General features: G+C 66.8%; 19 protein-coding genes. 2 read left to right on the plus strand and 17 right to left on the minus strand.

Annotation, left to right across the window (positions count from 1 at the left end):
* Positions 1-55: 55 nt before the first annotated feature.
* The 13 genes from ACFS27_RS13930 to ACFS27_RS13990 form a co-directional block, all read right to left on the minus strand.
* The gene (locus tag ACFS27_RS13930) at positions 56-4,090 is read right to left on the minus strand and encodes a type IV secretory system conjugative DNA transfer family protein (protein WP_377183939.1); all 4,035 of its coding nucleotides are present in this window, start codon (positions 4,088-4,090) and stop codon (positions 56-58) included.
* 141 nt (positions 4,091-4,231) lie between these two features.
* Positions 4,232-6,286 (minus strand): hypothetical protein, encoded by a 2,055-nt coding sequence (locus ACFS27_RS13935; RefSeq protein ID WP_377183941.1) that lies wholly within the window; start codon positions 6,284-6,286, stop codon positions 4,232-4,234.
* A gap of 152 nt (positions 6,287-6,438) precedes the next feature.
* On the minus strand, positions 6,439-8,100 hold the full coding sequence (locus tag ACFS27_RS13940; protein ID WP_377183943.1) for an AAA family ATPase: 1,662 nt from the start codon (positions 8,098-8,100) through the stop codon (positions 6,439-6,441).
* Positions 8,101-8,336: 236 nt separating this feature from the next.
* Complete coding sequence (locus tag ACFS27_RS13945) at positions 8,337-8,687, minus strand: hypothetical protein (protein ID WP_377183945.1); 351 nt, start codon at positions 8,685-8,687, stop codon at positions 8,337-8,339.
* A 417-nt stretch (positions 8,688-9,104) separates the two neighbouring features.
* Positions 9,105-9,641 (minus strand): hypothetical protein, encoded by a 537-nt coding sequence (locus ACFS27_RS13950; RefSeq protein ID WP_377183947.1) that lies wholly within the window; start codon positions 9,639-9,641, stop codon positions 9,105-9,107.
* Positions 9,642-9,787: 146 nt separating this feature from the next.
* Positions 9,788-12,079, minus strand: coding sequence for a relaxase MobL (mobL, locus tag ACFS27_RS13955; protein WP_377183949.1), 2,292 nt, complete (start codon positions 12,077-12,079; stop codon positions 9,788-9,790).
* A 91-nt stretch (positions 12,080-12,170) separates the two neighbouring features.
* Entirely contained in the window at positions 12,171-13,199 is a 1,029-nt protein-coding gene (locus tag ACFS27_RS13960; RefSeq protein WP_377183951.1) for a hypothetical protein, read from the minus strand.
* Positions 13,199-13,750: a hypothetical protein gene (locus ACFS27_RS13965; protein ID WP_377183953.1), complete on the minus strand. Its 552-nt coding sequence runs from the start codon at positions 13,748-13,750 to the stop codon at positions 13,199-13,201. The genes ACFS27_RS13960 and ACFS27_RS13965 overlap by 1 nt, the downstream gene beginning before the upstream one ends.
* A gap of 63 nt (positions 13,751-13,813) precedes the next feature.
* A complete protein-coding gene (locus ACFS27_RS13970; RefSeq protein ID WP_377183955.1) occupies positions 13,814-14,551 on the minus strand; it encodes a hypothetical protein in 738 nt (245 codons plus the stop codon).
* The gene (locus tag ACFS27_RS13975) at positions 14,548-15,294 is read right to left on the minus strand and encodes a hypothetical protein (protein WP_377183957.1); all 747 of its coding nucleotides are present in this window, start codon (positions 15,292-15,294) and stop codon (positions 14,548-14,550) included. Before ACFS27_RS13975 ends, ACFS27_RS13970 begins: the two co-directional genes overlap by 4 nt.
* Positions 15,295-15,432: 138 nt before the next feature.
* The gene (locus ACFS27_RS13980) at positions 15,433-16,125 is read right to left on the minus strand and encodes a hypothetical protein (RefSeq protein ID WP_377183959.1); all 693 of its coding nucleotides are present in this window, start codon (positions 16,123-16,125) and stop codon (positions 15,433-15,435) included.
* Positions 16,125-17,114, minus strand: a complete 990-nt coding sequence (locus ACFS27_RS13985; protein WP_377183961.1) for a hypothetical protein — start codon at positions 17,112-17,114, stop codon at positions 16,125-16,127. The genes ACFS27_RS13980 and ACFS27_RS13985 overlap by 1 nt, the downstream gene beginning before the upstream one ends.
* Before the next feature lie 491 nt (positions 17,115-17,605).
* Entirely contained in the window at positions 17,606-18,010 is a 405-nt protein-coding gene (locus ACFS27_RS13990) for a recombinase family protein (protein WP_377183963.1), read from the minus strand.
* A gap of 173 nt (positions 18,011-18,183) precedes the next feature.
* Between ACFS27_RS13990 and ACFS27_RS13995 the strand changes: the two genes are divergently transcribed.
* Positions 18,184-18,792 (plus strand): hypothetical protein, encoded by a 609-nt coding sequence (locus tag ACFS27_RS13995; RefSeq protein WP_377183965.1) that lies wholly within the window; start codon positions 18,184-18,186, stop codon positions 18,790-18,792.
* 96 nt (positions 18,793-18,888) lie between these two features.
* On the opposite strand, the gene ACFS27_RS14000 is transcribed toward ACFS27_RS13995, so the two are convergent.
* The 3 genes from ACFS27_RS14000 to ACFS27_RS14010 form a co-directional block, all read right to left on the minus strand.
* Positions 18,889-20,802, minus strand: a complete 1,914-nt coding sequence (locus ACFS27_RS14000) for a phage tail tip lysozyme (RefSeq protein ID WP_377183967.1) — start codon at positions 20,800-20,802, stop codon at positions 18,889-18,891.
* Positions 20,803-21,298: 496 nt separating this feature from the next.
* The gene (locus tag ACFS27_RS14005) at positions 21,299-22,603 is read right to left on the minus strand and encodes a hypothetical protein (RefSeq protein ID WP_377183969.1); all 1,305 of its coding nucleotides are present in this window, start codon (positions 22,601-22,603) and stop codon (positions 21,299-21,301) included.
* Positions 22,604-22,747: 144 nt separating this feature from the next.
* The gene (locus tag ACFS27_RS14010) at positions 22,748-23,143 is read right to left on the minus strand and encodes a hypothetical protein (protein ID WP_377183972.1); all 396 of its coding nucleotides are present in this window, start codon (positions 23,141-23,143) and stop codon (positions 22,748-22,750) included.
* Between the two features lie 446 nt (positions 23,144-23,589).
* Here ACFS27_RS14010 and ACFS27_RS14015 point away from each other — a divergent pair, with 446 nt between their 5' ends.
* A complete protein-coding gene (locus tag ACFS27_RS14015; protein WP_377183974.1) occupies positions 23,590-24,066 on the plus strand; it encodes a helix-turn-helix domain-containing protein in 477 nt (158 codons plus the stop codon).
* Here ACFS27_RS14015 and ACFS27_RS14020 read toward each other — a convergent pair.
* A complete protein-coding gene (locus ACFS27_RS14020) occupies positions 24,047-25,237 on the minus strand; it encodes a hypothetical protein (RefSeq protein WP_377183976.1) in 1,191 nt (396 codons plus the stop codon). The genes ACFS27_RS14015 and ACFS27_RS14020 overlap by 20 nt on opposite strands.
* Positions 25,238-25,292 lie beyond the last annotated feature (55 nt).

Below are 25,292 nucleotides of genomic sequence, written 5' to 3' on the forward strand. Positions count from 1 at the left end.
GAGGCGGCCACCTCGGCACTGGTTCAGGGTCTGGTCGACGGAGGCAGGGCGCGTCCTACTTCGAGTTCATCTCGATGGCCATTGCCCGGTCGAACCGGCCGTCGGCGAGGACCTCCCAGCTCGGTAGCGCGGCGAGATACTGGTAGAAGGCCGCGTGGACCTTCACTGTCGACAGGGACTTCAGGTCCTCCTCGGTGAGGTCGTCCTCGGCGAAGACTCGGGTGTCCTGGTCCCTGACCTGGCCGTTGATCCGGCGGGCCGCCTCGGTGTACGCGTCCGAGCGGACCTGGCTGATGTAGGTCTTGGACCCGTCGGCGCTGCGCAGCTCGCCGTGACCGCCGACCGAGAAGTGCTCGTGATCTTGTTCGAGGTCGGTCTGCGCGGACTTGTATGCCTCGCTGATCTCGGTGTCCAGGCTCTTGACCTTCGCCGATCCGTCGGGGTTGATCAGCATCTCCTTGCTGATCGTCTCCTCGGCGTAGACCAGGCGCTGCCGTTCGGCACGGGCTGCCTCGCGTGCGGCGACCTCCGTGGCCAGCTCGACGTTGTCGATGAACTGGTCCTCGTCCAGCATCATCGTGGCTGCGTAGGCCTCGGGGTCCACGACGGTCGGGGCGCCTGGGTCATGGCCCTCGTCGGCCGCGGTCATCATGGTGATGATCTCCATGACCTCGTCGGAGTAGACGTCGGGATCGAGGCGTTCGATGTCGACGTCCCGGTATCGGTACGTCTCCTTGTAGAGCGTCTTGGCGTCCGTGGCGCGCACGGCCTGGCGCATGCGCTTGTCGAGCATCCGGACGAAGTCTGGCTGGTTGTTGCGGACGTCGAAGTCGATGGCCGAGGACAGTGTCGGGATGTCCTGCAGCGTGTATGCGTGCCCCGGATGGGCGATCGTGTCCTTGAGCAGACGCCACGACATGGGCAGGATCGTCTCGTTCCTGTTCCAGACGGGTGGGTCGCCGGCCCGGAAGACGATCGAGTTCCGCGGGGGGATGAACTCCATGTCGTTGTAGGAGATCAACGGTTCTTCCTTGGTGTTCATCGTGTACGTGACACGACCTTCGGTCTTGCCGCCGACGATCCGGTCCAGGTCCTGGCTGATCTGCTTGGAGTCGATATAGGACCTGTGTGTCTTGCCCGACATCTTTTCGAGGGTCTCGATCATCGAGTCGTCGGTCGACTTGAGGAACACGATGTTCGAGGTGTTGCCCTGCACGATCTTGTCCACGCTCTCGCCGTAGACGTCGCGCAGCTGCTGGAGCGTCTGCAGGATGAGCGTGAATTGCTGCTCCTGTCCCAGGCCGATCGAGAGCATCGTCTCGAAGCCGGCGATGCCGTGACCCTCGGACTGCAGGTTGCCCAGCTCGTCGAGCATGAACCGGGTCTTGTACAGCGGTTTCTGGTCCGACTTGGTCATGTACGACTTGTCGAAGTTCAGGTCGACCAGCTGCTTGACCAGGATCAGGATGAGCTTGGCGTACTTCATCAGGTGCGGCGGGGTCACCAGGAACACTGCCTTGGGTGACTCCGAGTAGCGCACCATCGTCTGCGTGATCGCCCGTGTCTCGCCCTGGACGATCTCGGGGTTGCCGCCACCGGAGAAGTCCAACCGGGTGTGCGGGTACATCGTGTCCGAGGGCTCGAAGGAGAGGATCTCTCCGTCCCGCGTCCCGCCCGCGCGCACCGGTCTGAGCTCGCGCAGCACGCCGTTCTTGATGATCTTCCTGCCGGTGACCGGCTCGGTCACGTAGTGCCGGCCGTTGAGGGAGACCTGGTAGTTCTTCTTGAAGTGGAGATAGAAGGTGCGCACCAGCATCTTGCTCTGCGGGTTGACCAGCTCGAGCTTGATCCACGCCTCGTCGGTGGGGAACTTCCCCTTGAAGTAGTACCGCGCCCAGCCCTCTCTGCTGACGATGTCGGAGTGCTCGAAGTCCGTGCCCAGGTCCTGGGTGAACATCGCGTCCGCGTACGCCGACCACACGGCCTGCTGGCCGACGAGGTGGTCGCGCTTGAGGTAGTTGGGCGCGAAGCGCACGCCGAACCGGCGGGGGAAGCTCAAGCCGCCCAGGTCGGTGTTCTGCGAGGGCTTGCCGGAGGTCAGCGTTGAGATCGTCGGGTCGGTGAAGAACGACATGGCCGTGATCGCGATGCCGTACACCGAGGCGAGCATCTTCTCCGCGCCGGCCATCGCACGCAGTGCGTTGTTCGCGTTGCCGATGAGCGTGCGCATCGTGTTGCGTGGTAGCGCCTCGGTCGCATTGAAGTAGAGCGTGAGCATGTCCTGCTCCGCCTTGCCCTCCCACAGGAACGCCTGCGCCGCGGCCTTCTCCTGCTCCTCGGCCAGCGCCGCCTCGTCCTGGTCGAACTGCCCGGCCTTGACCTTCTTCTCCAGCTCGACCTCGGGGTTCTTGATCTTCTTCGAGGTCAGCTGGACGAACAGCTGGTAGCAGTTGTAGAGAGTGGACACCCCCCACATGTCGTCCAGGCGCCGCTCCAGCGTCTCCGGGTCCATGCCGGTGCTCGCCGCGACCCCGCGCAGCTCGCGTTCCTCCTCCAGGTAGAAGTCGATCAGGCCATAGGCGGCGCGTTTGAAGGCGTTGTTCGCCGCGTGCGGCCACACCGGGTCCTCGCCACCGTCGAGCGGGAAGAACACATCGGCGATGTTCTCCACGTACTGCGCGCACTTGGTCGCATCGCCCTCGCGAGCGGCCTCCGCTGCCAGGCCCAGCAGGTTGTAGATGTCGGTGGCCAGCGGGTTGATGAGGTTGAACTGCACCGGCTCGAAGCCACGCGTGACCAGCGGGACGTAGAACTTGACCAGCAGCTCGCCCTTGGGGTCGTTGATGACCATGTTCGACGGGCGCTTCTCGCGCGACCACATGTCGATCTGCGGCTCGATATAGCCCTGACCCTTGCCGGCGCGGGTCATGGCCAGCACCATCGTGTTCACCGGTGTGGTGTCGACGATGTAGCCGCCAGCCGGGCGTTGCACCTCGTAGTCCGGGAAGGTCCAGTCGTTCTTGATGAGGTCGGCGACCGTCTTGTACTTCCCGAGCTTGTCGCGGTCCTTGCCGTCCGGGTTGTAGGGGATGGCCGTGGTGTCGTACTTCTTGCGCATCGTCTTGTCCTGCGGCAGGCCAGAGGTCTCGAACAGATCGTTCCCGAAGGCCTCGTCGATGATCGGCAGCGTCCTGGTGATCGGGTTGCCCTCGTCGTCGTCCAGGATCTCGCCGGCGTAGTAGACCAGGTGGCCGTCCTCGTCGAAGATGTCCTGCTCGGCGCGCTGGGAGACTTCGACGGTCCCCAGACCCTTCTGCTTGAGCATCATGTGGCTGATCACGGAGCTCACCTGCACGTCCGAGTGCGCACCGGCGTCGGGAAACCAGTCGAACTTCCGCTGGATCTCCTCCGGCAGGGCAATGTGCTGATCGTTCTGGTACTGGTTGATGTCGCTCGTGGTGTTCATGAGGTTCGCCGCGCCGACCCGGCGCGCGAACCATGTACCGACGACGAGCGTGAGAAGAAGGCCCGAGCCGAGCGTGACGACGTGCTTGAACGGTGAGACGGAGATCAGCTGCTCACGGAACGTCGTCGGCGTCGCACCCTCGTTCGTCGCGCCGTTCTCGGTGCTCGGGGTGCCGTCCTGTGTGCCGGTGTACCAGTGGGGGACGGGTACTTCCTCAGCGTTGGGGTAGCAGCCCGCGTGGGGGTCCGGGGTGCCGGTCTCGGCCAGAGGCCGGTAGCAGGTCACGACCGACCCGCCCGCACCCGTCGTCGTGTCCTCGACGTAGTATCCGGCCGCCTCGCCGCTCGAGACGGGCGGCCCCGCCCCGATGGACGCGCTCACCGAGATCACTGCCGTGGCGATAAGCGAGTAGAGCACCCAGGTGACGCCTGCGACGAGCGTTCCGGCGACCACGGCGGCGACGAGGCCCGGCGCCCTCGACCGCCGGGTCCGGAACCTTCCGCGGTCCAGCTGCTGTTCGTCGTAGACGTCCCGGTTCGCCAGCGTCTCGCCAGGCTCCCGGGCCGAGATCTTGTCCCAGCTCTTCGCGTTCGGCCGCGTCGCCTTCCACCTGTGCAGAGCCATTGGGGTTCCTTTCGCTCGAACCTGGTCCGTCGGTCGTCCTGCGTGCGCCGCAGGCCCTCCCCGGTCGACGACCGCGTGTGGGGGTGCGGCCCCATGCGCCGTCTCGTCAATTCCTCGTGCGCGCCCCGACTTCTGCGTGCGTCACAGGACGGCGCCGATGATGAAGCCGGCCACGCCCGTCAGCAGCGAGCTCGCGACGACCAGGATCGTGAAGAGCTTGCTCGAGCGTCCCTGCACTTCCGAGGCCCGTGCCAGCGCGTTGGCGTAGGACTCCTTGTCGGTCGTCAGCTCGGACAGGCGTGCCTCGTACTGCCGAGCCGTCGTGTCCTCGACCATCTCGACCTGCCTGAGCAGGTCGGCGACCCGTGACGTCTGGGAGCTGGTCTTCTCCCGCTCGAGGTTGAGGCTGTGCTGCCACTCCTCGTCGCGCGCCTTCATCCGGGTGATGGTGTCCGTGCGGAGGCGCTCGAGCTCGTCCTCCATCCGGCCGATCCGGTGGGTGTGCTCGGTGCGCATCGACTCGACGAGAGCCTCCTGCTCACGGCGCATGGTGCCGATCTCGTCCACGGTCCGCAGGTGCTCGGCCAGGGTCTCGGCCTGCGCGATGTCGGCCTTGCGGTTGTCGTCGACAACCGTCTGGATCTCGATCTTCCACCGGCCCAGACGCTCCTCCTCGGCCGCCAGGTACTGCGAATGGCGTTCCTGCAGCAGCTCGAAGATCCGCGTCTGCCCGGTCTGCATCTTCAGCGCCGCGTGCTGCCGGCGGACCCGCAGGATCTCCTGCTGGTCGCGCGTGCGGTCGTTGTCGATGATCCGCTCGATCTCGGCGACCGCGTCGACCTGCTCCCGCTCCATCCTCGGCCGGTTGCGCTCCTTGTACTGGATCTCGGCCTGCATCGCCGCCTGCTGCGCGAGCCTGGCTGCCTGCTCCTCGTACTCCCTGACAATCCCGGCCCTGCGGGTCCGGATCCGCTGCTCCTTCTCGGCGAGCCGCTCCTGGTGCTCAGACTCCGCGGCCTCCTTCAGCAGCTTGTACAGCGCGCCGTCGCGGTCGGTGGCCACCTCCCGGATGACCTGCTCGGCGTGCGCCGACATGAGGTTGACGTAGAGCGCACGCAGCTCGTCCTCGTGCGCGAAGCGGAGCTGGGCGAGTTCCGCGTTCGCCTGCCGGCCCAGCTGAGCGATCTGGTCACCCAGCCACTCGGTGGCCCCCTCGGGCACGTCGATCTGCACGACCGGAGCGCCTATCGCGAAGGTGGCATGAAACTCGTCCAGGCGGATCGCGAGGTCGAGATCCTCGGACAGGAAACGGCGGGCGATCACCTCGCGCACCTGGTCCTGGTCGGCCAACGACACGACGTCCTCGGTGCCACTGACGTTGTCGTCCTCCCGATAGCCACCCTCGACGCCCTGGCCGTCATCGACCTCCTCGAGTGCTGCGCCAGTAGCCTCCGGCTCGACCGGAGCCCCACCGTCATCGTCGATACCCGCGTCCTCGTAGAACACGGGTGCGTCTGCTCCCTCGTACTCGGCCGCTTCAGCGTCGACGACGTCGCCGAAGACCGGCTCGTCGTCGGGGTCGGCGACGTCGTCACCGGAACCCGAACCGAAGATCCCGTCGTCCTCGTCCTCGGACGTCCTCACGGGCTCGAAGTCCGCGCCGGGAGCGGCCGCGAGCTCGGGGCCGGCGGCGTCCTCGACGACCAGACCGCTGTGTTCCGCCCAGGCCTGCATGCCGACCGCGTCCTCAAGCGTGGTGGTGCCCGCGGCGACCGTGCGGGCCTGCAGGAAGGTCGCCTCGTTGACCACGTCGACGAGCAGCTCGCCGCTGGGCTTCTGCCACACGACCGCCCAGGCGTACTGCGCACCGGTGAGCAGCGAGTACTCCTCCATGCGCGCCAGCGTCTCGTCGGTGGGGATGATGCCGAAGACTTCCTCCTCGAGCATCTCCGCGGTCGCCACGGTGTGGATCTGGTCGGAGCCGATGAGCTCGATGATCGAGCCCTTCGCCTCGTCCCGGCTGTGCCGCCTGCTCAGCCCCCCGATCGCGTCCGCGGTGAGCACGAGGATGACCCATGCCGTGCCGCTGGGGAAGACGAACCGCGAGTTCGACCGCAGCAGCTCTACGGCTGCGGGGATCGCCGTCTCCCTCACCACGGAGGACAGAAGCTCGTCGTGCTTCTTCCTCCGCTCCACTTTCCGGCGTCCTGTCCTCGTTCTCAGAATGCCCATCGGTAGGATCCCTTCGATGACTAGCCACAGATCGTATGATCTACATTTCTCTTAGCTGCTCTATCGACATGCTTATCGAATGAGTGGGGGCATCTATGGTGGTGTCGCTGATTCGCTCATCGCATCGCACCGACCCTGATGTGGGCGTCCGAGCTCAGCCGGTTCTTGTCGTCGCTGACCAGGTCGCCGACGACGTCGATGCGGATCTGCCGCTGCGAGGGATGCTCGTTGATGAACGTCGCCACCGCGGTGGTGACCTCGTCGGTCATCTTCGCTACGGCCGTGCGGGCGCCGCCGGCGTCTGAGTCGCTGTCGCCCTTGTCCTCGATGAGGTACTGCAGGACTCGCTTGTCGGTGTGGACCTGCACGTCGTGCTTGACGAGCACCTCTTGCGTCATCCGGCGCAGCTTGTTGCGGACGATCTTCGTCTGCGTCTCCAGCGACAGCGGCTGGAAGGGCACGATCGCGTCGATGCGGCCCAGCAGCTCCGGCGGGAACCTGTTGTCACCGGTCGTCGTGGAGATCGAGCGGTGGATGAGCTTCTCGTACTCGAGCAGCTGCCTGCCGGAGCCGGTGTCGTCGGCGGCGTACTGCGCGATCGTCTTGTAGATCTCGGAGCCCGCGTTCGTGGTGAGCACGATGTAGGTGTTGAGGAAGCTCACCTTGCGGTTGTTGTCGTCGGTGAGCCGGCCGTCGTCGAGCACTTGCAGCAGCACGCGCGTGACCATCTGCGAGGCCTTCTCGACCTCGTCGAAGAGCAGCACGGCGTGCGAGAGGTCCCATACGCGTTTGGTGAGCTCGGAGCGGAAGCTCGTGAATGATGAGTCCTCGGCGTATTCGGTCATGTCGAAGCGGATGAGGTGGCGCTGGTCGTCGCCGAAGAGCAGCCGTGCGAGCTGCTTGGTCAGCTCTGTCTTGCCGACGCCGGTCGACCCGGTGAACAGGAAGCTCGCCTCGGGGCGCGCCTTGTCGTTCAGGTCCGCCACCGACAGCTGCAGGCGCCTGGCGACGACACTCGTCGCGAGGTCCTGGCTGAACACCTCGGCGTCCAGCTGCTGCTTGATCTTCGTCCCGTCGACCTGGAAGGCGATATTGACGCCGAGGGACTCCTGGAGCACGTCCGAGAGGAGCTCCCGGTCCATCGGCCGTTTCGTGAGGCGATGCCAGCCGACCATGCTGTCGAGCACGAGGATCGACTTGCGCGGCTGGGCGCTGGCCGGCATGTAGCGCTGGGTGTACTCGTAGATCTGCCGGAAGATGTGGTCGTCGTAGAACTGGTCGGACACGTCGTAGCGCATGGCCATCGCCTGCAGGATGGTCACCGTCGTGTGCTGGTCCGGAGGGTTGACGTTGATGCGCTGTAGGCGCTCGACCAGTGCCTGGTTCGGTGAGATGTGCTTGTGGAACTCGTCGTAGGTCGTCGCCGCGATGATCCTGATGCCACGGGTGCCCGAGGCTGCCAGGACCGGTTTGATCGCCTCGACCGCGGCGTCGGAGAGCTGGACGATCTGGTGGAACTCGTCGATGAAGAGCACCAGCTCGCGCTCTTCGTCCTCGACGAACCGTTCGGCCTCGTCGAAGAGACCTTTGAGTGTCGAGGCCATGTTCGCGGCGTTGCCCGCGTGCGTGATCATCCGCGCCGGGTCCACCTCGAGGTAGAGCCGCTCCGGATCGGCGAGCATCGTCGCCTGGACGAGTGCCGTCTTTCCCGTTCCGGCTTCCGCCAGCAGAAGGGCGTTGCACAGTTCGGGCCGGTTCATCGAGGCCAGAAGCTGCATCTTCTCCTGCTCGCGACCGACGATCGGCCGCTCGGGCGGCTTGAGCGGGTCCGCCAGACTGGACAGGAGCCCATAGCTTTCGCCGAGGTGTGCATCGTGGGATGCGCCGGACAGGGCTTGTCGACGAGGCGCGAGCTCGACGGGTCGCTGCTCATGAGGAGGCAACAAGGTCCGCGGCGCTTCTCGGTGCGATTCCGGGGTCTGGCCGGTTTGCTCGCCAAGACGAGTGAGGGCGCTCATCCTTCGTACTCGGACCCGACTGCCGCCGGCGTCGTCGGCTGCTCGAACTGGTCCTTGACCCGCTCGCTCACTGGGGCCTTGTGCGACGGCACCCGGCGCTTCGGGCCACCGGCACCATCCGGATGTACCACCGCGTTGACGCGTCCGAGGAGCGCCGCACCGTACGCGCTGCGCGGAAGACGCTTCTCGGCCTCATGGGCGATCGCGTTCGAAGGGCGGTCGGGCACCTCATTCGTCGACTGGCCCTGCGCCGTGTCGCGGCGCTGCGCTGTCCGACTCTCCTGCCCCCTGGGTGTGGCATCCGGCTGCTCCGGCTGAGTCGTCGGCACGTCCCGGGAGGTGATCATCTTCGGGTCCGCGCTCTCAGGGGCCGACGTACGGCGCTCACGCACGACAGGGTTGAACGGTGAGCCCTGCTCGCCAGGAGCCGGGGACGCGGGCACCGACCGTGCCGGGCGTCGAACCGCCGACAGGCCTGCCTGGGAGCTGACCCCTGGACTGGAACCAGGCTCGACCGGGTCGACTGGCGGAACTGCCGGAGTCTGCACGGCCTCCGGAGCTGCCTCCGGAGCGGTCTGCTGGCGAAGCGCCGAAGGATCCTGGTCGCCACGCCGCCCGACTGTGCGCTGCCGGGAGAGCGCTTCCTGTCTCGCCAGCCCGATCGGCCGGCTGCGGCCCTTGCTGAGATCTACCACGATCATCCTCCGTCCTGAACGGAAAGGCCCCTGGATGGCACTCCAGGGGCCTTTCGAAGGGGAGTCGATTCAACCGACAGCGGGCTCTTCGACCGCGACCGCCTGCTCGGTCTCCTGGGCTGGGGCGTCGACCTGGGTCTCCCTGGCTGCCTCCTGCGCCTCCCGCGCCGCGCGCATCGACGCGAACTGGTTGTCCAGCGTGGTGCTGTCGATCTTGAACTCGCTCGCCTGGACCGACTTGGTGTTGACCACCAGGCCGGTGCCACGCGAGGCCGGCATCACGTTGCCCTTGAGGCCGTAGAGGGTGCCGATCTCGTTGCCGTCCTTGTCGAGGATCGGCTCGGTGTTCGGACCCGCAGCCTTGACGATCTCCTCCAGCTGCCCGATGGAGTACGGCGCGCCGTTGTTGAAGCCGGTCTTGCCGTCGTCGGTCTTGTACCGCTCGGACTTGAGGTGGAGGTTCGTCTGCTCCGGACCGCGGCTGTCGCGCGCGTCGACCTGGACGTCGGCGTACTGCGTCTTGCCGTCGTGGGTGCGGCCGTTCTTGTACACCTTCGCGATGAGGTTGACCCCGGTCATCGCGCCCTTGCCCTTGAGAAGTGCCATGATCTCTCGCCTTTCGTCGATCCGCCTGCCCTCTCGACAGGTCGGCCATGATCAGTCACATCGTCCGGACAAGTCTCCGAATGCCTGCCGAACACCATTCAGACTAATGCGTGATAGATCATTCGACAAGACGTAGTGATCATCTATCACTCGTGTTGTGCATCGGTTGATAGATCAATCGGCTTGGATCCTGTGGTGTTCGTGGCGTTCGGCCTGGTCGCGGCACCACCGACCTCGGCGCGGACGCGCACGACCAGCCCCGCGTCCAGGGAAGAAGCCTTCGACCGGCGCCCGTGCCGGGCCTGCTCGCGCCCGGTCCGCAGCTCGGCGATCCGCGAGCGGAGCACGCGGGTTCCGGTCCCGTCGTCGTCCGCCTGGGTCGCCAGCTCGCGGGCGACGCGCGTCATCACCGCCACGTCGTCCACCGGTAGGTCCGAGATCGCCTCGGACTGGCCGGAATCGTCGAGGTAGGCCACCGCTGCCAGGAGCAACCGGCGGCGCTCACGGGTCGCCGCCACGAAGTCGCGGCACGCCTTCGGCCCGACCTCGACGTTGCTGACGAAGTCGTAGCCCAGGTGGTGCAGATCCAGAGCCTTGACCTCGTCGAATTCGTGCGCAGCGCCGACGACGACCCCCAGATCGGTGCTCACCCCGTCGGTCCCACCCGCTTTCGGCGTCCTGCCGTTGTCTTCGATGGCACGGCCCACGCGCAGCACGAGGCCGGAGGCTGCCAGATCGGCACGCAGATGCTCAAGACGCTCGTCATAGACCTGCTTCATCGTCCGGATGCGCTGGTCGAGCACCGCACGACCGTTCTTGCCGGCGGTGAGGTGCCTGCCGCCGGGCTGGTCGTAGATCGTCCGTCCCAGGCGTTCGGCCTGTTCAGGGTCCTTCATCCGCCGCAGCGAGGCGTCCGCGCGCAGCGCCATGAGCGAGAGCAGCCGCCGGCCGTAGGCGGCGACGTGCTGCTGTTGCTCGTACCACTGCCCGGCGTCCCCGACGAAAGGCAGGAAGTGCTGGTACTTGCTCATCACCCGCCGGTGATAGTCCTCCTCGAACCGATAGAAGTCGTAGAGGGGACGTGAGTCCTCGGCGGCGACACCCACCCGTTCGGCATGTTCCCACTGGCGCGCGAGGTCGCGATAGACCCCGGCCTTGTCCCGGTGGTGCTGCAGGCGTGTGGCGTAGCTGCGCAGCCGGAAGCCGAAGGAGACCAGGTCATCCTTGGCGCTCTCGTCCGTGTTCTGCCGGTCGGCGGCGAGCACCGCCATCTGTTCGTAGTCCATCCCCATGACCTCGAGCATCGGCGTGCGCACCCGCAGCTCGGACTCGGGCATCGCCTGCAGCATCTGGTAGATGCCGTTGACGGCACGCTCCATGATCTGGGCTCGGCCACGGTCGACGAGCATCCGCCACTGGTCGGTGGACAGGTCCTCGCTCTCGCGCCGGCCGTTGGCGTAGTCGACGATCCGCTCCATCGCCTCGGGCAGGGGGGAGCCTGGGCGTTCCAGCTGCTCGACCACCAGCTCGGTGACCAGCTGGTTGGCCTTGCGCATGCGGTGGTCGTTGCTGCCGGCGCGCCACAGCCGGCGGTCCGCCGGCAGGCACGCGAGCAGGAACTGTGGCAGGGACTCGGCTCGGATCTGCTCGTGGGCCCAGCGCTTGATGAACGTCGTGACGTTGCGCCGCTCGTAGCCGACGGCACTCGACAGGTGGGCGACAGTTTGCTTCTGGTCGAGCCAGGCGTCGACGCCGCGACGCAGGCGCGACTTGTGGCGATCGAGCAGCTTGCCGCGCTGGGTACCGTCCTTCGTCACCTGACCCCGGCCGCCGTCGACCATCGCCAGGTGGCAGTGCACGTGCTTGGTGTCGACCTGGATGACTCCGACGTAGCGCAGGTCGTCGAAGCCGCTCGTGCCGGCGCTCATCCGATCCAGGCCGTGCATGATCGCCATGCGCAGCTTCATCTGGTCGATGTGACCGCGGTAGGCACCGCGCTCGGTGCAGTGGAAGTCCTGGTCGACGATGCCGTGCTTCTTCAGGTACGCCTCGTCGAAGCTCAGCACCGTCTTGAGCACGGTCTTGCCGCTGTCGAAGTGCTGCTGGAGATCCTTCGAAGCAGTCTTGAGCTGCTCGTCCGAGAGGGAGACCGAGCCGTAGCCGAAGGCGACGCCGCCGTGTGCCTGGGCCTGCCGCATCTGGGTCTTGACCGTGCTGCGCGAGAGGCCGGCGCGCTCCACGGCCGACTCGCGAGCCATGTAGCGCAGAACGAAGTCGTCGGTGCGCAGCCGCTGGATCGGTGCGAGCGACTCCGTCGCCTGCGCGCGGGCCATGTACCGCTCGACGTACCGGCCCGGTGTCGCGCCACGAGATCCCGTGCCACCCGGCTGCGGTACCGAGAACTCGTTGACGATGACGATGTCCTGCTTGAGACCCATGATGGCGCGCTCCTTCTGTCCCGGAACGACACGGCCCCGACTGCCGTCCACCAGCAACCGGGGCCGCACGCTCGCTGTGCTCGGACCGTCCTCAGGACCCCAGACCCTGCTCGCCGGAGTCGTCGAGATCGAGGTCGGCCGCTCGGCGGGCCACCATGCGCTTGTGCTCCTCGAAGCTCGCAGCGGGCTCGCCTGCCTGCCAGCGGGTCTCCCGCTCCTCGACCTCGAGATCCAGGTCGGCCTCTGGGACGTGGGCCGCTCGCTCGAGCAACGGCTCGCCCTTGTGCTCGGTCGCGGGTCTCGGCTGGGCCACGCGTTCCCGGTACAGGTTCTCGGTGGTGCCCTCGATACGCTCGCGTCCGGTACGGAACTGCTCGGCCTCGGCTGCGATCTCGGCCTCGACCTGCTGCAACCGCTCGCTCACACCGTCGCCGACCGGCTCCGCCTGGACCCCGGGCGCAGCGCCAGCCCGCCCGGCTTCGGCGTCCAGGCTCAGCTCGTCCTGAGTGAACAACGAGTTGATCGCGTCCGAGCGAGCCAACAGCGCGCGCTCGTCGACGACGGTCTGCGTCCTCCGTGCGCCGTCCGCGGGGTGCTCGGCGAAGTACTGGGCGAGGTCGTAGCCACTTGACTCGCGATCGATCTCGAGGCCTCCGATGTCGTGCACCCGGGTGAAGACCACAGGTGCGTCACCCTCGGTCGGCATCCCCGACGGGGCGAGCACGAGAACGTCTACCGCGGCAGGCAGCTCCCACTCAATCCCGGTGACCTGCTCGGGCACCACGAAGCCGTCCGTGAAATAGCCCTTGGCGGCGAGCGCGACCAGCTGCTGGTCGTCGAACTCGTAGAACGCGTCGACCTTCTCTCCGTGGCCGGGGGAGTAGGTCACCTGGGAGATCGCGTACGGCAGCGGCTCGGTCGGGGTGATCGAACGCAGCTCGCCGGTCAGGTGCAGGTACGGGCGGTAGTTCTCCTCCTTGCTGCGGTGCTTGAGGTCGAGCGATCCGACCAGGACACCGATCTCGGCAGGCACGCCCTCCATCCGGTACGTCTCGACACCTCGTTCGTGCAGCACACGGTGCGCCCACACGTCGTCCATCGGAAGTCCTGCGGTTCGCATCACGTGCTCCTCCTGTGGTTCCTCTTGCTCTGTCGGCCGGTCCTGGCGCGAGGCACCGTGGTCTCGCTCTCGCTCTCGCTCTCGCTCTCGCTCTCGGTCTCGGTCTCGGTCTCGGTCTCGGTCTCGGTCTCCTTGGTCCGGGAGTCCCGGATCCGCGCGATCATCCGCGTCGCCCAGCGCCACATGCCGCGCATGAGGGCGATCTCGCCGGCGACGAGCAGAGCGACCAGGAAGAGGAAGGGCATCAGCCACATCGCAACCGTCCCGGCCTCGGTGAGACCGCCCTGGGACGCACCGGACTGCGCGTGCAGCCAGGCACCCAACGACGGGATGACGACCATGGCAGTGATGAACGCGAGCAGATAGTCGCCGGCGAGAACGACTGTCCGGTAGAACCCGGCCCACAGGACGAGCGGCAGACCGCCGTCGCGGCTCTTCGTCGGGGCCAGGTGCTGCCATACAGCTCGGAGCCGTGAATCCCGCTTCTTCGACACAGGTTTCGTAGCGGTCGTGTCTGCCGTCTCGGTCTGGTCCAACGTCGAGGTGGTCATACTCTGCTCGCCCTTCGTGTCGTCGAGGCCCTGTGGGTATGTGCTGGTCGATCAGTGCGCCGATCAGCCGCCTTGATCGGACGACGGATCCGCCGTCGGCGTCATGCCGGTCTCGGCAGATTCGTCCTCGTTCCTGGCCGCGACCAGGACATCGCGGGTCCTGTTCGAGGCTCGGTAGGCGTCCAGCGACGTCACGGTGCCGTCATGGGCAGTGGCGCAGGTGAACACCACGAACTCGCTCTTGGTGGTGCTGTTCTCGTCCTGTTCGACAGGATCGAGCCGGGCCACTCCGACGTAGGAGTAGTCCAGGCCCTGCACGCCACGCACGTCGAGGTCGAGACCGGCGAGGGCGTACACAGTGCCAGCGCCCTGCATGGATCCGGTCGCCGTCATCCACCCGGGCACGAACTCGGTCAGGACCCTCGACTCGTGGTCGAGGAACTCGTAGCGAGCGTCGAGCAGCGCCTGCGTCCTAGCGACCGACCGGCTTGACGCCGAACTGTCCGTCAGGCTGAGCAGGAGGGACCGGATCACGGCCTCGTCCTGGCTCACTCGATCGGTCTCCGTACTCGCGAGCTCTGTCTGCAGCGCGGTGTGCGCGACCTTGAGCTCGTGCAGCGCGACGGCGAGATCTGCCTCGAGCGCCTGGACCAGAGCGTCCTCGTCATCGGGCTCGGTCGAGCCGTCATCGAGCAGGGCCGAGCCGAGCGCGAACACCGAGAGCGTGAGCAGAGCCCCTGCACCGCCGACCAGGAGCTTCCCGGCGTGGCTGCGCAGCCAGTACCTCCTGTCTGCGGTCACGATCCCGTCACCTCCAGTCGCAGCGCCTCACCCGTCGCCGTCGTACCCGTCGTCACACCCGAGAACGTCCTGCGGTGCATGTCGTAGTAGGCGCTGGCCCAGGCGAGCAGCGCCGGTGTCTCGCCCTGACCGGTCCGGGTCTCCAACGCCAGCCACGTGACCTCGACGCTGCTGTCGTCGGTGATCGCGTAGGGCACCTGGGCGACCCACTCGAAGCCCGAGTCGAAGCTCATCGGGGTCCCTATGCCGCTCGCGACGTCCTTGTCGCCGGCCAGCAGATACCAGGGCGCGAGACGTGCCTGGTCGACCGAGGGCGCGAAGTAGGGGACGAGGTTCCGGCGCCCCGACAGGCTCGCATCGAAGTCGACGTCACCGCCGGAAGCGGCCACGTGGGGCGTCAGATAGCGATAGTCGTTCTGCAGCTTCGCGACCTGGCCAGAAGCAGACAAGGCCGCGACCAGACCGCGGTCGGCGTCTTCCGCACCCGGCAGGGCAACGGTCTTCGCCTCCGCGACCCGGATCCGCTCCTGCAGGGCGAAGAGCTCCTGCGACATCTGGGCGCTGTCCCCGGGCCGGCCACCGGCGAACCCTGCGGCCAGCACAAAACACAACAGCGCCCCTACGCCCATGCTCACAGCCGCGACGACCGTGCCGGTGCGCATGTCACCGGTGGTCCCCATCTGGTCGGGGGCATCAGCTTCCTCGTTCGGCGGCTCGAGGCCCGACACGCTCGACGGGGTCACGAAACGCTTCTTGTGCGTACCGCTCACAGCCTGACCTCCGACTCGCCGATCCGTGTCGACATCATTCGCCTCGACTCGCTGGTCCATTAGCGCTCCAATGCAAGCCTATCAATAGGATGATTCGAAAGATGGATGGAATCATCCGGAATGGCGAGTGCTGCCGCTCGCGGGGACGCCAGAGAGCTCAGAGACCGCTCCGTCGGCGTCGACCGTCACGAAGAGCAGCATCGGTCGGTGCGCCGTGACGCTCGCACTGTTGGCGTCGTTCCGGCTCACCGCGTCTGAGGTAATCGCGATGTCGACCAGGACGGCATAGGCGTAGTCGCTCGCCCGGACCTCGACGACCTCGATGTCGGGATCGTCGCCGATCGCCGAGTTCAGCCCGACCGCGTCGATGTAGTAGTACCTCTGACCGTCGCGGACCTCGTTGAATCGCGACGGAGGCATGAACTCCTGCAGGAACACGTCGTCCTCGGTGAGGCCGAACCGGTCCTTGAGGCGCTCACGCGCTTCGTCGTAGGCCACGCCCGAGTCCCACGTGAAGGCCACATCGAGCAGCGACTCGATGACCGCGGCATCGGTGTCCATCCGCGACCGGCTGACGCCGAGAGACTCGAGGACGTTCACCTCCACCCGCTCGTCGTTCTCCTGCTCGACGTCGGCCAGCCGTCCGGCGAGCTCATCGATCCGCGCTTCCTGCCTGGCCAGGTCCACGTGCTGGGCGTTCCAGGTGAGGCCTGCGACGATCGAGACCACCACCAGGGCGGCCGCGATCACCGAGGTCCAGAGGTTGCGCCGGAAGAGTCCTCGCCTCGTCGATGCTTCGCTCATCAGTTCCCGCCGCTGTTCTTGTCCTGTCCGCCCAGGTCGGCGGCGATCTCTGGGACCGCTGACCGGTCCTGAGGCGGGCTCGAGCCGCGCCGGTACTGCGCACCGGCCGCCGTCGTCACGACCTCAAGTCGGTCGAAGGCCCCCGCCGTGCCGTCATGCGTGTAGCGCGCGCTCGCCCAGGCGAGCACCTCGTCGGTCGCCGCGTCCCGGCAGAGCCAGACCGCTTGTGCCCGGTCCGTCACGCCTGAGGTGTCCAGGGAATCGACGTCCGGCAGCGCCGCCTCGAGGACCCACGTGTACGCACGCGGATCGGCGGCGTCCGGCCCTTCGTAGCGGATGTACCAGGCGTAGCGAGGGTCGATCTCGGAGGTCGCATCGAACGATGTCGCCGTCGACCAGCTGTAGGCCTGCTCGTCCTGGACCAGATAGGAGGAGTGGCTGAACAGCGGCGCGAGCCGTCGCCGGTGCTCGGCGATGTTGAGCATGGCCCGGTTGGGCGCGCCGTTGTTCGGGCCGGGCTGCGTGCTGGCCTCGCGGTAGAGCTCGGCAAAGGTCTGCTGGGCCGTCGCGACCTGCTCCGCATCTGCAGCGGCCGCCTCGATCAGGGCCGACAGTTGCCCGGCGGCGTCACCGCCCTGTCCATCTGCCTCGGTCCTGGTGAGCAGTTCTTCGAGGTCGACGATCTGAGCCTCGTTCTGTGCCCGGGCCGCGTCGTACCGTTCCCCGGTCACGCCCGCGGCGACAACAAGAGCGAGAAGTCCCAAGCCCATGAGCGCGACGAGACTGTGCCGGAACACCCGGGGCCCGGCCTCCCTGGTGAGTGCGGCCGTCTCGCGCTGACGCTTCGCCCAGCCGGCGAACCGCGATTCGAGCTCGGCTCCCGTGAAGTGCGTGCGCGCTCTCGGCACAACAGGCCGCCCCTCGGGCACCGACTCGGCTTCGATCCTCTCAGGGATCGCACCCTCCGCATCGCCAGCGGCTGTCCCCACGACACCCACCCCTCTCTCGACGTCACCCGATAGGACGAATCAAGTCTATATCGATAGGCGCTCGATAGAGCCCGAATCATCAATCGATTGGATTCGGAGGGTGATGTTGAGTTGCTGCAGGGCGAAGTAGTCCTGTGCGCCGACCGCGGTGCTCAAGCCGCAGCTGCTGAAGAAAGCGTCTGGCTCCTGGATCACGGCGTGGGACGTGCTGTCGCTCGATGATGAAACCGCGCGAAGTCCCCTGCCGGAGTTTGCGACCCTGGTAGGCCCGGTTCAGCCCATGGCACACATCACCATGCACAACACGCGTCGCGAAGGCGGGTGCCCTCGCGGGCCGATCTCGGCCATGAGGTCACGACGCTCACCTGCAAGGCTTCGAGCCGTGTGCCCTGGTGGCTGACGAACGCACGGTCCTGTGCGAGGGCAACGCCAGCGAGACAATCATCTGCCGAGTCGCGAGTGTCCGGCGAATGGTCTGAGCGCCCCTGCGGCTAGCTCTTTTGCCGATCAGACTCGTAGTCGTCGAACATCATGCGGATTCGGACAACCTGTGCGTCCTCAGGGGACGTGTGGATCCCCGATTTGACGGTGGCGAAACCAACGCCGTGCTTCACAGTGAGCTCGTTGAGCATCGTGTACACCGAATCTGCGCGGGAGATGCGGTCCGGGTCCGACGCGACGATGACGTCGATCTCCTCCGCCTTGGCCATGTTCACTATGCGGCTCCAGCCGGGCCTGTCCTCGTCGAGGCCCGAAGCGGTGTCACTCTCGACAGCCACTACCCGCCACCCGTGCTCGTCACAGAGGCGTCGGCACAGGTCTTCTTGAAGGGGTATCGCGGTAAGGCTGCCGTCCTCGTTGGCCGTGCGGGCGTAGACCCCTGCGCGCTTCTCCATGGGGCAAGTCTAGAAGTGCGTCCTGCCTCATGTCTCCGGCATGGACCCACGAAACGCCGCCGGAACACAGCGATCGTCGATCGGTCCGCCGATCCTGCGCGATCTGCGACCGGCACCGCGACACCCATCCTGGCTGTCCGTGGCGTGTCAGCGGCGGCGGGTACGGTTTCGGCATGACGGGATTTGACGATCTGGTGGCGAAGGCAAAGCAGGAACGCGAATCGGACCGCGATCGAGTTGAGCGGCAGCGTGAGCGGGCGAAGAAGGAAGCCGAGCGCGCCGTGGTTGAGGTGAAGCAGATTGGCGTCAGTGCTGCCAACCATCTGCGCGAGGCGCGGGTGCCGACGATCCCCGTCATCGAGTTCGGGTCCGGCCTGCTTGGTCGACCAAAGCTCGTCGAGAGGGACCAGGCATGGATGCTGCCGTCCGGCCTCCTTGGCTCTGAGGGAGTCTTTCTCGATAACAAGGTCGTCACCGCCCGTGACGCGGTCAGCGAAGATCCGCACGATGTCGCCCAGCGCAGGCTCGTCGTCCTGAGCAAGACCGGCATCGGTGAGAATGACGACCTCGTTCTCGGGCCCGCGAAGCCGTCGCTGCACATAGGGGAGTACACCGCGCTGCGGTTGCCGGTCGCCTATCTGTGGCGCCACAGGCTCGAGTACCTGCCGATCAACGACAACGCGCTGAGCATGTCGGACCGGTACGACGAGGAGAAGAGATCGCAGAAGGTTGCCGAACTGATCGCCCGCGAAGTCGCCAGTCTCACCGACGACCGTTCCTGATGGAGGCGACGGCACGCCACGCGAGGTCCCGCGAGATGTCGCCGCCCCCTCCGCCGTCGGCACTGTTCACTCCGCCGTGCCCGAACCCGGTAACCCTCAACCGACGGCGGCTGGGCCCTGTCGTCCCCGTTGAGCGGCGTTCGCGTTGTTGATCTGGATCCCGTCTGCGTCGTTGCCACCGTCGCCGACCATGTCCGAGACGTCGACGAACTCCCAGCCGCCGTCCTTCCACTCCGAGACCTCGACCCAGCGCGCCCGGCCAGGAAACTGGCAGTAGGCGGCCTCACCGATGAGGATCCGATCACCCTCGACGGCGAGGACGACGCCCGTGTGGCCGGCTGTCGAGGTGTTGCCGTGCGAGAAGACGGAGTAGGGCGTCGGGGTGTTCGTGGTCTCCTTGCCCATCACACCCGCCATGGACCGGGCGACATCGACGCCGTTGCCCGGTGCGTAGCCACCCTTGTAGGACGTGTACTTGACGATGAAGTACCACGAGAAGCTCACGCAGTTCTCGATGTAGCTGCCGTTGCACTGCCCAGGGCCGCCGCCGTTGAAGGCGTCCCGGAGGACCTGGTCGCCCTCCGCGTTGTAAAGATCGACGAGCGCCTGGGCGTCCGCCTCGGACATCCCACCACCGGTGAGGCCGACGTACTCACCCAGGGCGGCGCAGTTGCCGAGGATGGTGCTGATCCCGTTGCTGACCCCGGCGACGATGCCGCCGACGATGTCCTCGACGCCACTGGCGACGGAGTCGTCGGCCACCCAACCGCTCATCCTGCCGAACCACATCTCGGCGTCGGCGGAGCGCTCGGCCATCATCGCGGCGTTGTCAGCCGAGCGCTCCCACCGGTCGTGAAAATGGATCGCCGCAGCGCTCGGCGAGCCCTGTGAGGTCGTGATCATGTCCTTGAAGACCGCGACGTCGCTCGGGTTGTCGCCCTCGACCATGAACGCCAGCTGCGCCTGGACCGTGTACCAGTCCAGACCCTTGGCCTCGGCGTAGCGGAGCAGCTTCAGCGTGCGGCCGTTCGACCACTGGCCCAGGCCGATACCGCCGTGCGTCTGGCCAGGGATGTGAGTGAAGTTTCCGTCCCAGGCAGCCTGCTTGCGCGGGCCGATCCGATAGGGCTCGTCGAAGACAGCCTCGACCGAGGTCGGGTCGATGCCCGACTCCTGTGACCAGTTGCCGAGGATGCCCGCGATGTTCTCGTCTGGCATCCCCCAGCTGCTCAGCACCGAGTAGACGGCCTTCGCGTTGTCCTCGGTGTTCACCGAGACCCCGACGCCGGATGCGCTGTCACTGCGGGTGTCGACCACGCATGCTGACCCGCTGGAGCTGATGCGACCCTCTGTGAGCGACGTCTGGTCGATGACGCCAGTGACGACCGTGCTCATGAGGGCGATCGCGGCCACCGACGCGGTGACACCTGACGCCGCGGCGGCCACCGGGGCCACCGCGGCGCCGACAGCGACGCCCAGGACCGCGCCCGCGGTGTTCGCGATGAACCCACCGATCGCGACGAAGGGCGCGGCGACCGCGTGACCGACCGCCTTGGCGACGTTGACGAGGAACATCCACAGCGCGTTCGCGGCGTTGGCCGCCAACGCCATGGACGCGAAGAACATCGACTTCAGCCAGTTGAGCAGCGCCATCGTCATGAGCACACCCAGAGCCGGTGGCGCGGCCACCGCGGCACCCCCGACGGCGACGCCTTTAGCGCCCTTCGAGCCCGTGCCCTTGTCGGCCTTCGCGCTGCCGCGCGCGTACCCCGTGCCGCCGGCACCCAGGCCGCGCTCGTCCGCGGGCTTAGCGTCCGGGCCTCCACCGGTGACCTCGGCCGCACCCTTGACGGAGTCCTTGGCCGCCTCGATGCCGACTTCCCTCACCGCACCGATCACGGCGCCGTGCGCGCCGCCCTGCAGGCCGCCGTCGACGCCGCCCGCCACAACCTTGCCGGCGTAGCGGCGAATGCTGCTCTCGCGGTCGCCCTCCACAGCCCGGCCAGCCACACCTCCCACGCTGTGCCTCGCGGCCTGAGCGAGGCCCAAGACCGGGGCGGGGCGCGCCTCAACACGCGAAGCAGCCACTGCAGCCCCGGCATCTGCCCGGTGGTTGTCCGGTCCGACCGGTGCTGTCGGGCCGCTCGAGGAAGCCGGGATCGGCAGTTGCTTGGGTGTAGCGGGTCCGCCGCCGGAGCTTCCCGGACTGCTTCGCCCCATGACAGGCCCACCCGATCTGCTCGTACCGGCGCGATCAGCGTCGAGGCTCTTGCCGACTCGCCCCTGTGATTCGGCCGACGACGAGGAAGTCGTGGGGACCCGTGCGGGGGTTGAGGTGTTCGGTCCTGGAGCTGTCCGGTGCGGTGGCGGCTCGCTGCCGTGCCCTTCCATGTCCTTCGGATCCGCTGAGGTGCCGGACCGGGCCGACGCGGCCAGATCCGTGCGCTTGTCGGTTGCCATCAGATCTTCCCTCCCGGTTCGGTGCCTGGTCGTGACCCGTTCGCGCTCAGTAGAGCGTCGTCAGGAAGTCCGGGTCGTCGCGGACTGTGCTGTTGGACTGCACGCCGCGTAGAGAGATGTCCATTTGGAGAAGCTCGAGCATCAGGTCGGACTGATACTCGGCCTTGCCTGTGGAGTAGTCCTGATACGCCCGGGACAGGTTGTTCATCACGGTCGTGAGGGGCCGCATCGTCACGTCCGAGAGCTGGTAGTCGTCGGTGAGGCTGGAACCGTCCGAGAGGATCCACTGCATGTCCGAGACCCCCTGGGTCCTGCCGTCCGCCGCTTCCTCTCGCTTCGCGGAGAGGAACTCGGCGAAGCTCTGCCCGGAAGGCACGAGGGCATCGAGGTAGCCGTCGTAGACGTCGCCCGAGCGCCAGTCGAGGCCGAACCCGCCCGGGACGACCTGGTCGGTCTCCAACGTCAACGTCGAGACACCGTCCTGCGCCTCAGCGGCCGAGACACCCGTGATCTCGTCGCCGGCCAGCGACGCGGGCACCGACGGCGGACGCAGGAACAGCCCGTCGACCTTCGTCATCTCCAGGTCAGTCGTATACGCCTCGACCTGAGCCAGGCTCGTGCGCATCTCGATGAGCTTCCGGTCCAGGGAAGTCCGGAGCTCCGCCTCCTGCGTCTCGAGCACGACGTCGTAGAACGCGCGCGCAGGATCGAAGGCCAGTGCGTCGAGAGCGGGAATCACCTCGGCTCCCGAGGCCCCAGGGTTGAAGAAGACCCTCCACTGGTCGTACTTGGCGAAAGTCCGATCGCCGAGCAGCTCGTCAGGGTTCGCGGTCCCGTCCTGTTCCGCGAAGGACAGCTCTGCGTTCGCTCGTACGGTCAGATTGAGAACCTGACGGTCAAAGGGCTCCTCGGCGTCCAGGAGGACCCCTGCGTAACCGGTCGAGCCGAAGACGTGGAAGGACCCCTCGATCCCGCCGGTGCTGACCGGCTCGCTGTTGAGCGAGGTGTCCGAACCGAGCAGGAACGCCTGGTAGTCCGCTGCGTTGTACGAGATCCGTGCGCTGTCGTCGAAGTGCATCATCACGAGCGCCTTGTCGCCGCTCTCGTTCGTGTAGATCCCGTCGACGTCGCCGCCGAGATCCGTCTTCGACGTGACGAACTCCTGCGTGTACAAAGCTGTCTGCGACAGCGCGTCGCGACCCGCCTTGAAGGCCGCGACACCCGAACCCACCATCACGATCGCGCCGGTGACCACGAAGATGCCGAAAAAGACACCGAAGCGCTCGATCGCGTGGTGCGAGTCGAGCTTGAACTTCTTGCCGAGGTTCAGTGCTTTGTCCTTGATTCCCATGTTCCCTGCCTGCCGCCCTGCTCTCTGTCCTGCCTGTACCGGGCCCGGACCTGGGTACGACGAACCGGGCCGGAGGATGCCGGGCTCCTCCGGGGTTCCGGTCCGGCGACATCTCGTGTGTCCGGGCGTATCTGGGAGGACCTCCTAGCCGGAGATGCGGTCCAGGGCCCCGCCGACCTGATCGAGGGTCTGAACGATCACGGTGCCTCCGCCGAGGTCCTCGATGGTCTGCTGGCCGCCGGACCCGACTGTCTCGATGAACTGCCACCCGCCCGTGCCCAGGGCACCCGCGAAGATGATGAGTGCGGCGATGGTGCCCCAGCCCGCCTGCTGGCTGGCCGTCTGCGGGTTCGCCCATAGCTTCTTGAGGAGGAGCACCCCTCCCCACACCAGTGCGGCAGCCCCCAGCAGCATGAGCACAAGACCACCCCATTGCTGGACCTGGGCCTTGGCGTTCTCCAGGAAGCTCGTCAGGTCCCAGGCGGCACTCGGCAGCGACGCCGGTCCGAGGGCTGTTGCCTCGTAGTAGATCCTCGTCATGATTCTTCCCTCTGGCCTTTCGGATCGCTCGTGACATGACGGCGAGTCACAAGACCACGAGCACGACTACCTGCTGATAGAGGATGCGACGACCTATCGCTAATGCCGTCGGACGCATCCTGACCAGGAGCCTTGAGGGTCGGACTGGTCGACGTACTCGTCGACAAGATCCGGGTCTACTCGTATGCGTGCGCGTCTCCTATTGCCAATCTACATCATTCGAGTCATCAATCGATAGGACTATCGGATGGGCTGTGGATAGATTCCGATAGGTCTCGGTGGCGAGAGGCGGGCGGTGTCGTGCCAGCCTCGGCAGCGCACAGCGGCCCTGTGGAATCCGCAGGTCGATCTGTGTAATGTGCTGTTCCAGCACTGCTGTGGCAGGGTCTGCTCCGACAGATGCAAGGCCCGCATGTCCGCTCACCTGACCAGGAGCAACGACCCGCATGAACCCACTGCCCGGAGACCTCTTTGCGCGACGCCTGCGACAGGAGCGGGCGCGTCTCGGCATCAGCCAGGCCGAGCTCGCCCGGCGCATGGCGCGGCTGCTCGGTGAGAACGTCGAGTCCACCAGGATCACCCGCATCGAGCAGATGACCCGCGCGGTCCGACTCGACGAGGCGGTCGCCGCGGCCGATTCCCTCGGCGTGCCGCTGATCGTGCTCGTGAGCGACGATGCCGCCCGCGAGAACGAGGCCGAGATCCAGGAGCGCCTCGCCGAGCTCGCAGCGGCCGAGCAGCTGTGGGAGAAGCAGCGTCACGAGGTCGCTCGGATCACCCGGGAGATCCAGCTACTGTCCGCAGAACGGGAGCAGCTTCGCAAGCACGCCAGGGATGCGGATCCAAAGACCCGTGTCGACTACAAGCTAGATCCGGAGCACCAGGCCGCGATCGACGCGCGGGTCACAGACCCAGACGCATGACGCTGTTGCGGGCGGCCGGGTTGAACTCCCGGTCGTAGACGTTCACCGTCTCGGCCTTCTGCCACCGGCCCGCGCGCATGATCTCTTCGGTGCTCGCGCCGTTGCGCCTCGCCTGCGTGACGTGCCCGGCGCGCAGGCTGTGAAAGCCGTACGCCGAGGGATTCATCCCGGCTTCTGTCATACGTCTGCGCAGCATCGTGTGCAGCGCGTCGCCGCTGACGCCGGCCTCGTGGATCCGTGCGTCCTTCCGGTTGCGGTACGTCGCGCGCAGCAGGGGAGCGGACGATGCCAGATCCGTACCGTCGATGAGCTGACCGCCGCCGTCGGCGCCACAGACATGCGTGTCGAGCTGGTAGCCGTACAGCTGGCTCATGAGCGACTGCCGGCGAGTCCGGGGGTCGACAGTCGCCGACTCTCGTAGCAGTGCGACCCACCGGTGCACCGCACACGGCGGGCAAGTCCGTGGCGTACCGCCGAAGGGGAGGACGACGACGTCGGGCTGGGAGTTGTCCTGATCGGCCTTCGACCGGCCCACGTGCACATGGATGCCGTCGCCCGGGTGCAGCTCGAGGCTGTTGAGCCGCAGACCTGCCGCTTCGCTGCGCCTCAGAGCCCCGGCGAAGCCGAGCCACAGCGCGGTCGCGTCCCTCGTGGCCGAGACACCTGCGGGATAGACGTCGTGGGTCATCGAATCGACGATCCGTACCACCTTGTCGAGCACCAAGGGCCTCTTGCGCACGGGCCTCGCGGCGCGCAGCTTCGCCAGGCCGCGGACCAGGTCGCTCACCGCGCGGTGACCGGTCGGGTCGAGGTAACCGTCACGCAGGTGGCGCTCGGCGACGCCCGCGAGATGCTGGCGGATGGTGGCCAGTGCGAACCGGGGCTCGCCCCAGTCGTCGACCTGGGTCGACATCCACGCCACGTACCACCGCACCACCTGCGGGTGAGCGGGCAGCGCCTCGAGGCCCAGGTCGACACAGAAGCCGCCGAACGAGCGCCACGCCTTCTCGTAGGCCCGCCGCGTATTGATCGACAGGGTGTGAGTCTCGAGGTCCCGGGAGACAGCCTCGAGCTCGTGCAGCTCTTCGGCGATGTCAGCGTCGAGGATCACCGGCGGCGCGTCGACCGCCGCGAGGTGCACCCTGCGCTCCAGCGCGTTCACCATCACCATCGCTCCAGTGTCGTTCACGCCCCGCCCGGAATTGGGGGGCAAACGACGTCGAGTT

Source organism: Promicromonospora vindobonensis (genome assembly GCF_042685865.1).
GTDB lineage: Bacteria > Actinomycetota > Actinomycetes > Actinomycetales > Cellulomonadaceae > Promicromonospora > Promicromonospora vindobonensis.

Bases quoted from the DNA above. Each gene is read 5' to 3' on its own strand.
- ACFS27_RS13930 (WP_377183939.1), bottom strand. From the start codon at position 4,090: ATGGCTCTGCACAGGTGGAAGGCGACGCGGCCGAACGCGAAGAGCTGG.
- ACFS27_RS13940 (WP_377183943.1), bottom strand. From the start codon at position 8,100: ATGCAGCTTCTGGCCTCGATGAACCGGCCCGAACTGTGCAACGCCCTT.
- ACFS27_RS13945 (WP_377183945.1), bottom strand. From the start codon at position 8,687: ATGATCACCTCCCGGGACGTGCCGACGACTCAGCCGGAGCAGCCGGAT.
- ACFS27_RS13950 (WP_377183947.1), bottom strand. From the start codon at position 9,641: ATGGCACTTCTCAAGGGCAAGGGCGCGATGACCGGGGTCAACCTCATC.
- mobL (WP_377183949.1), bottom strand. From the start codon at position 12,079: ATGGGTCTCAAGCAGGACATCGTCATCGTCAACGAGTTCTCGGTACCG.
- ACFS27_RS13960 (WP_377183951.1), bottom strand. From the start codon at position 13,199: ATGCGAACCGCAGGACTTCCGATGGACGACGTGTGGGCGCACCGTGTG.
- ACFS27_RS13965 (WP_377183953.1), bottom strand. From the start codon at position 13,750: ATGACCACCTCGACGTTGGACCAGACCGAGACGGCAGACACGACCGCT.
- ACFS27_RS13980 (WP_377183959.1), bottom strand. From the start codon at position 16,125: ATGAGCGAAGCATCGACGAGGCGAGGACTCTTCCGGCGCAACCTCTGG.
- ACFS27_RS13990 (WP_377183963.1), bottom strand. From the start codon at position 18,010: ATGGAGAAGCGCGCAGGGGTCTACGCCCGCACGGCCAACGAGGACGGC.
- ACFS27_RS13995 (WP_377183965.1), top strand. From the start codon at position 18,184: ATGACGGGATTTGACGATCTGGTGGCGAAGGCAAAGCAGGAACGCGAA.
- ACFS27_RS14005 (WP_377183969.1), bottom strand. From the start codon at position 22,603: ATGGGAATCAAGGACAAAGCACTGAACCTCGGCAAGAAGTTCAAGCTC.
- ACFS27_RS14010 (WP_377183972.1), bottom strand. From the start codon at position 23,143: ATGACGAGGATCTACTACGAGGCAACAGCCCTCGGACCGGCGTCGCTG.
- ACFS27_RS14015 (WP_377183974.1), top strand. From the start codon at position 23,590: ATGAACCCACTGCCCGGAGACCTCTTTGCGCGACGCCTGCGACAGGAG.
- ACFS27_RS14020 (WP_377183976.1), bottom strand. From the start codon at position 25,237: ATGGTGATGGTGAACGCGCTGGAGCGCAGGGTGCACCTCGCGGCGGTC.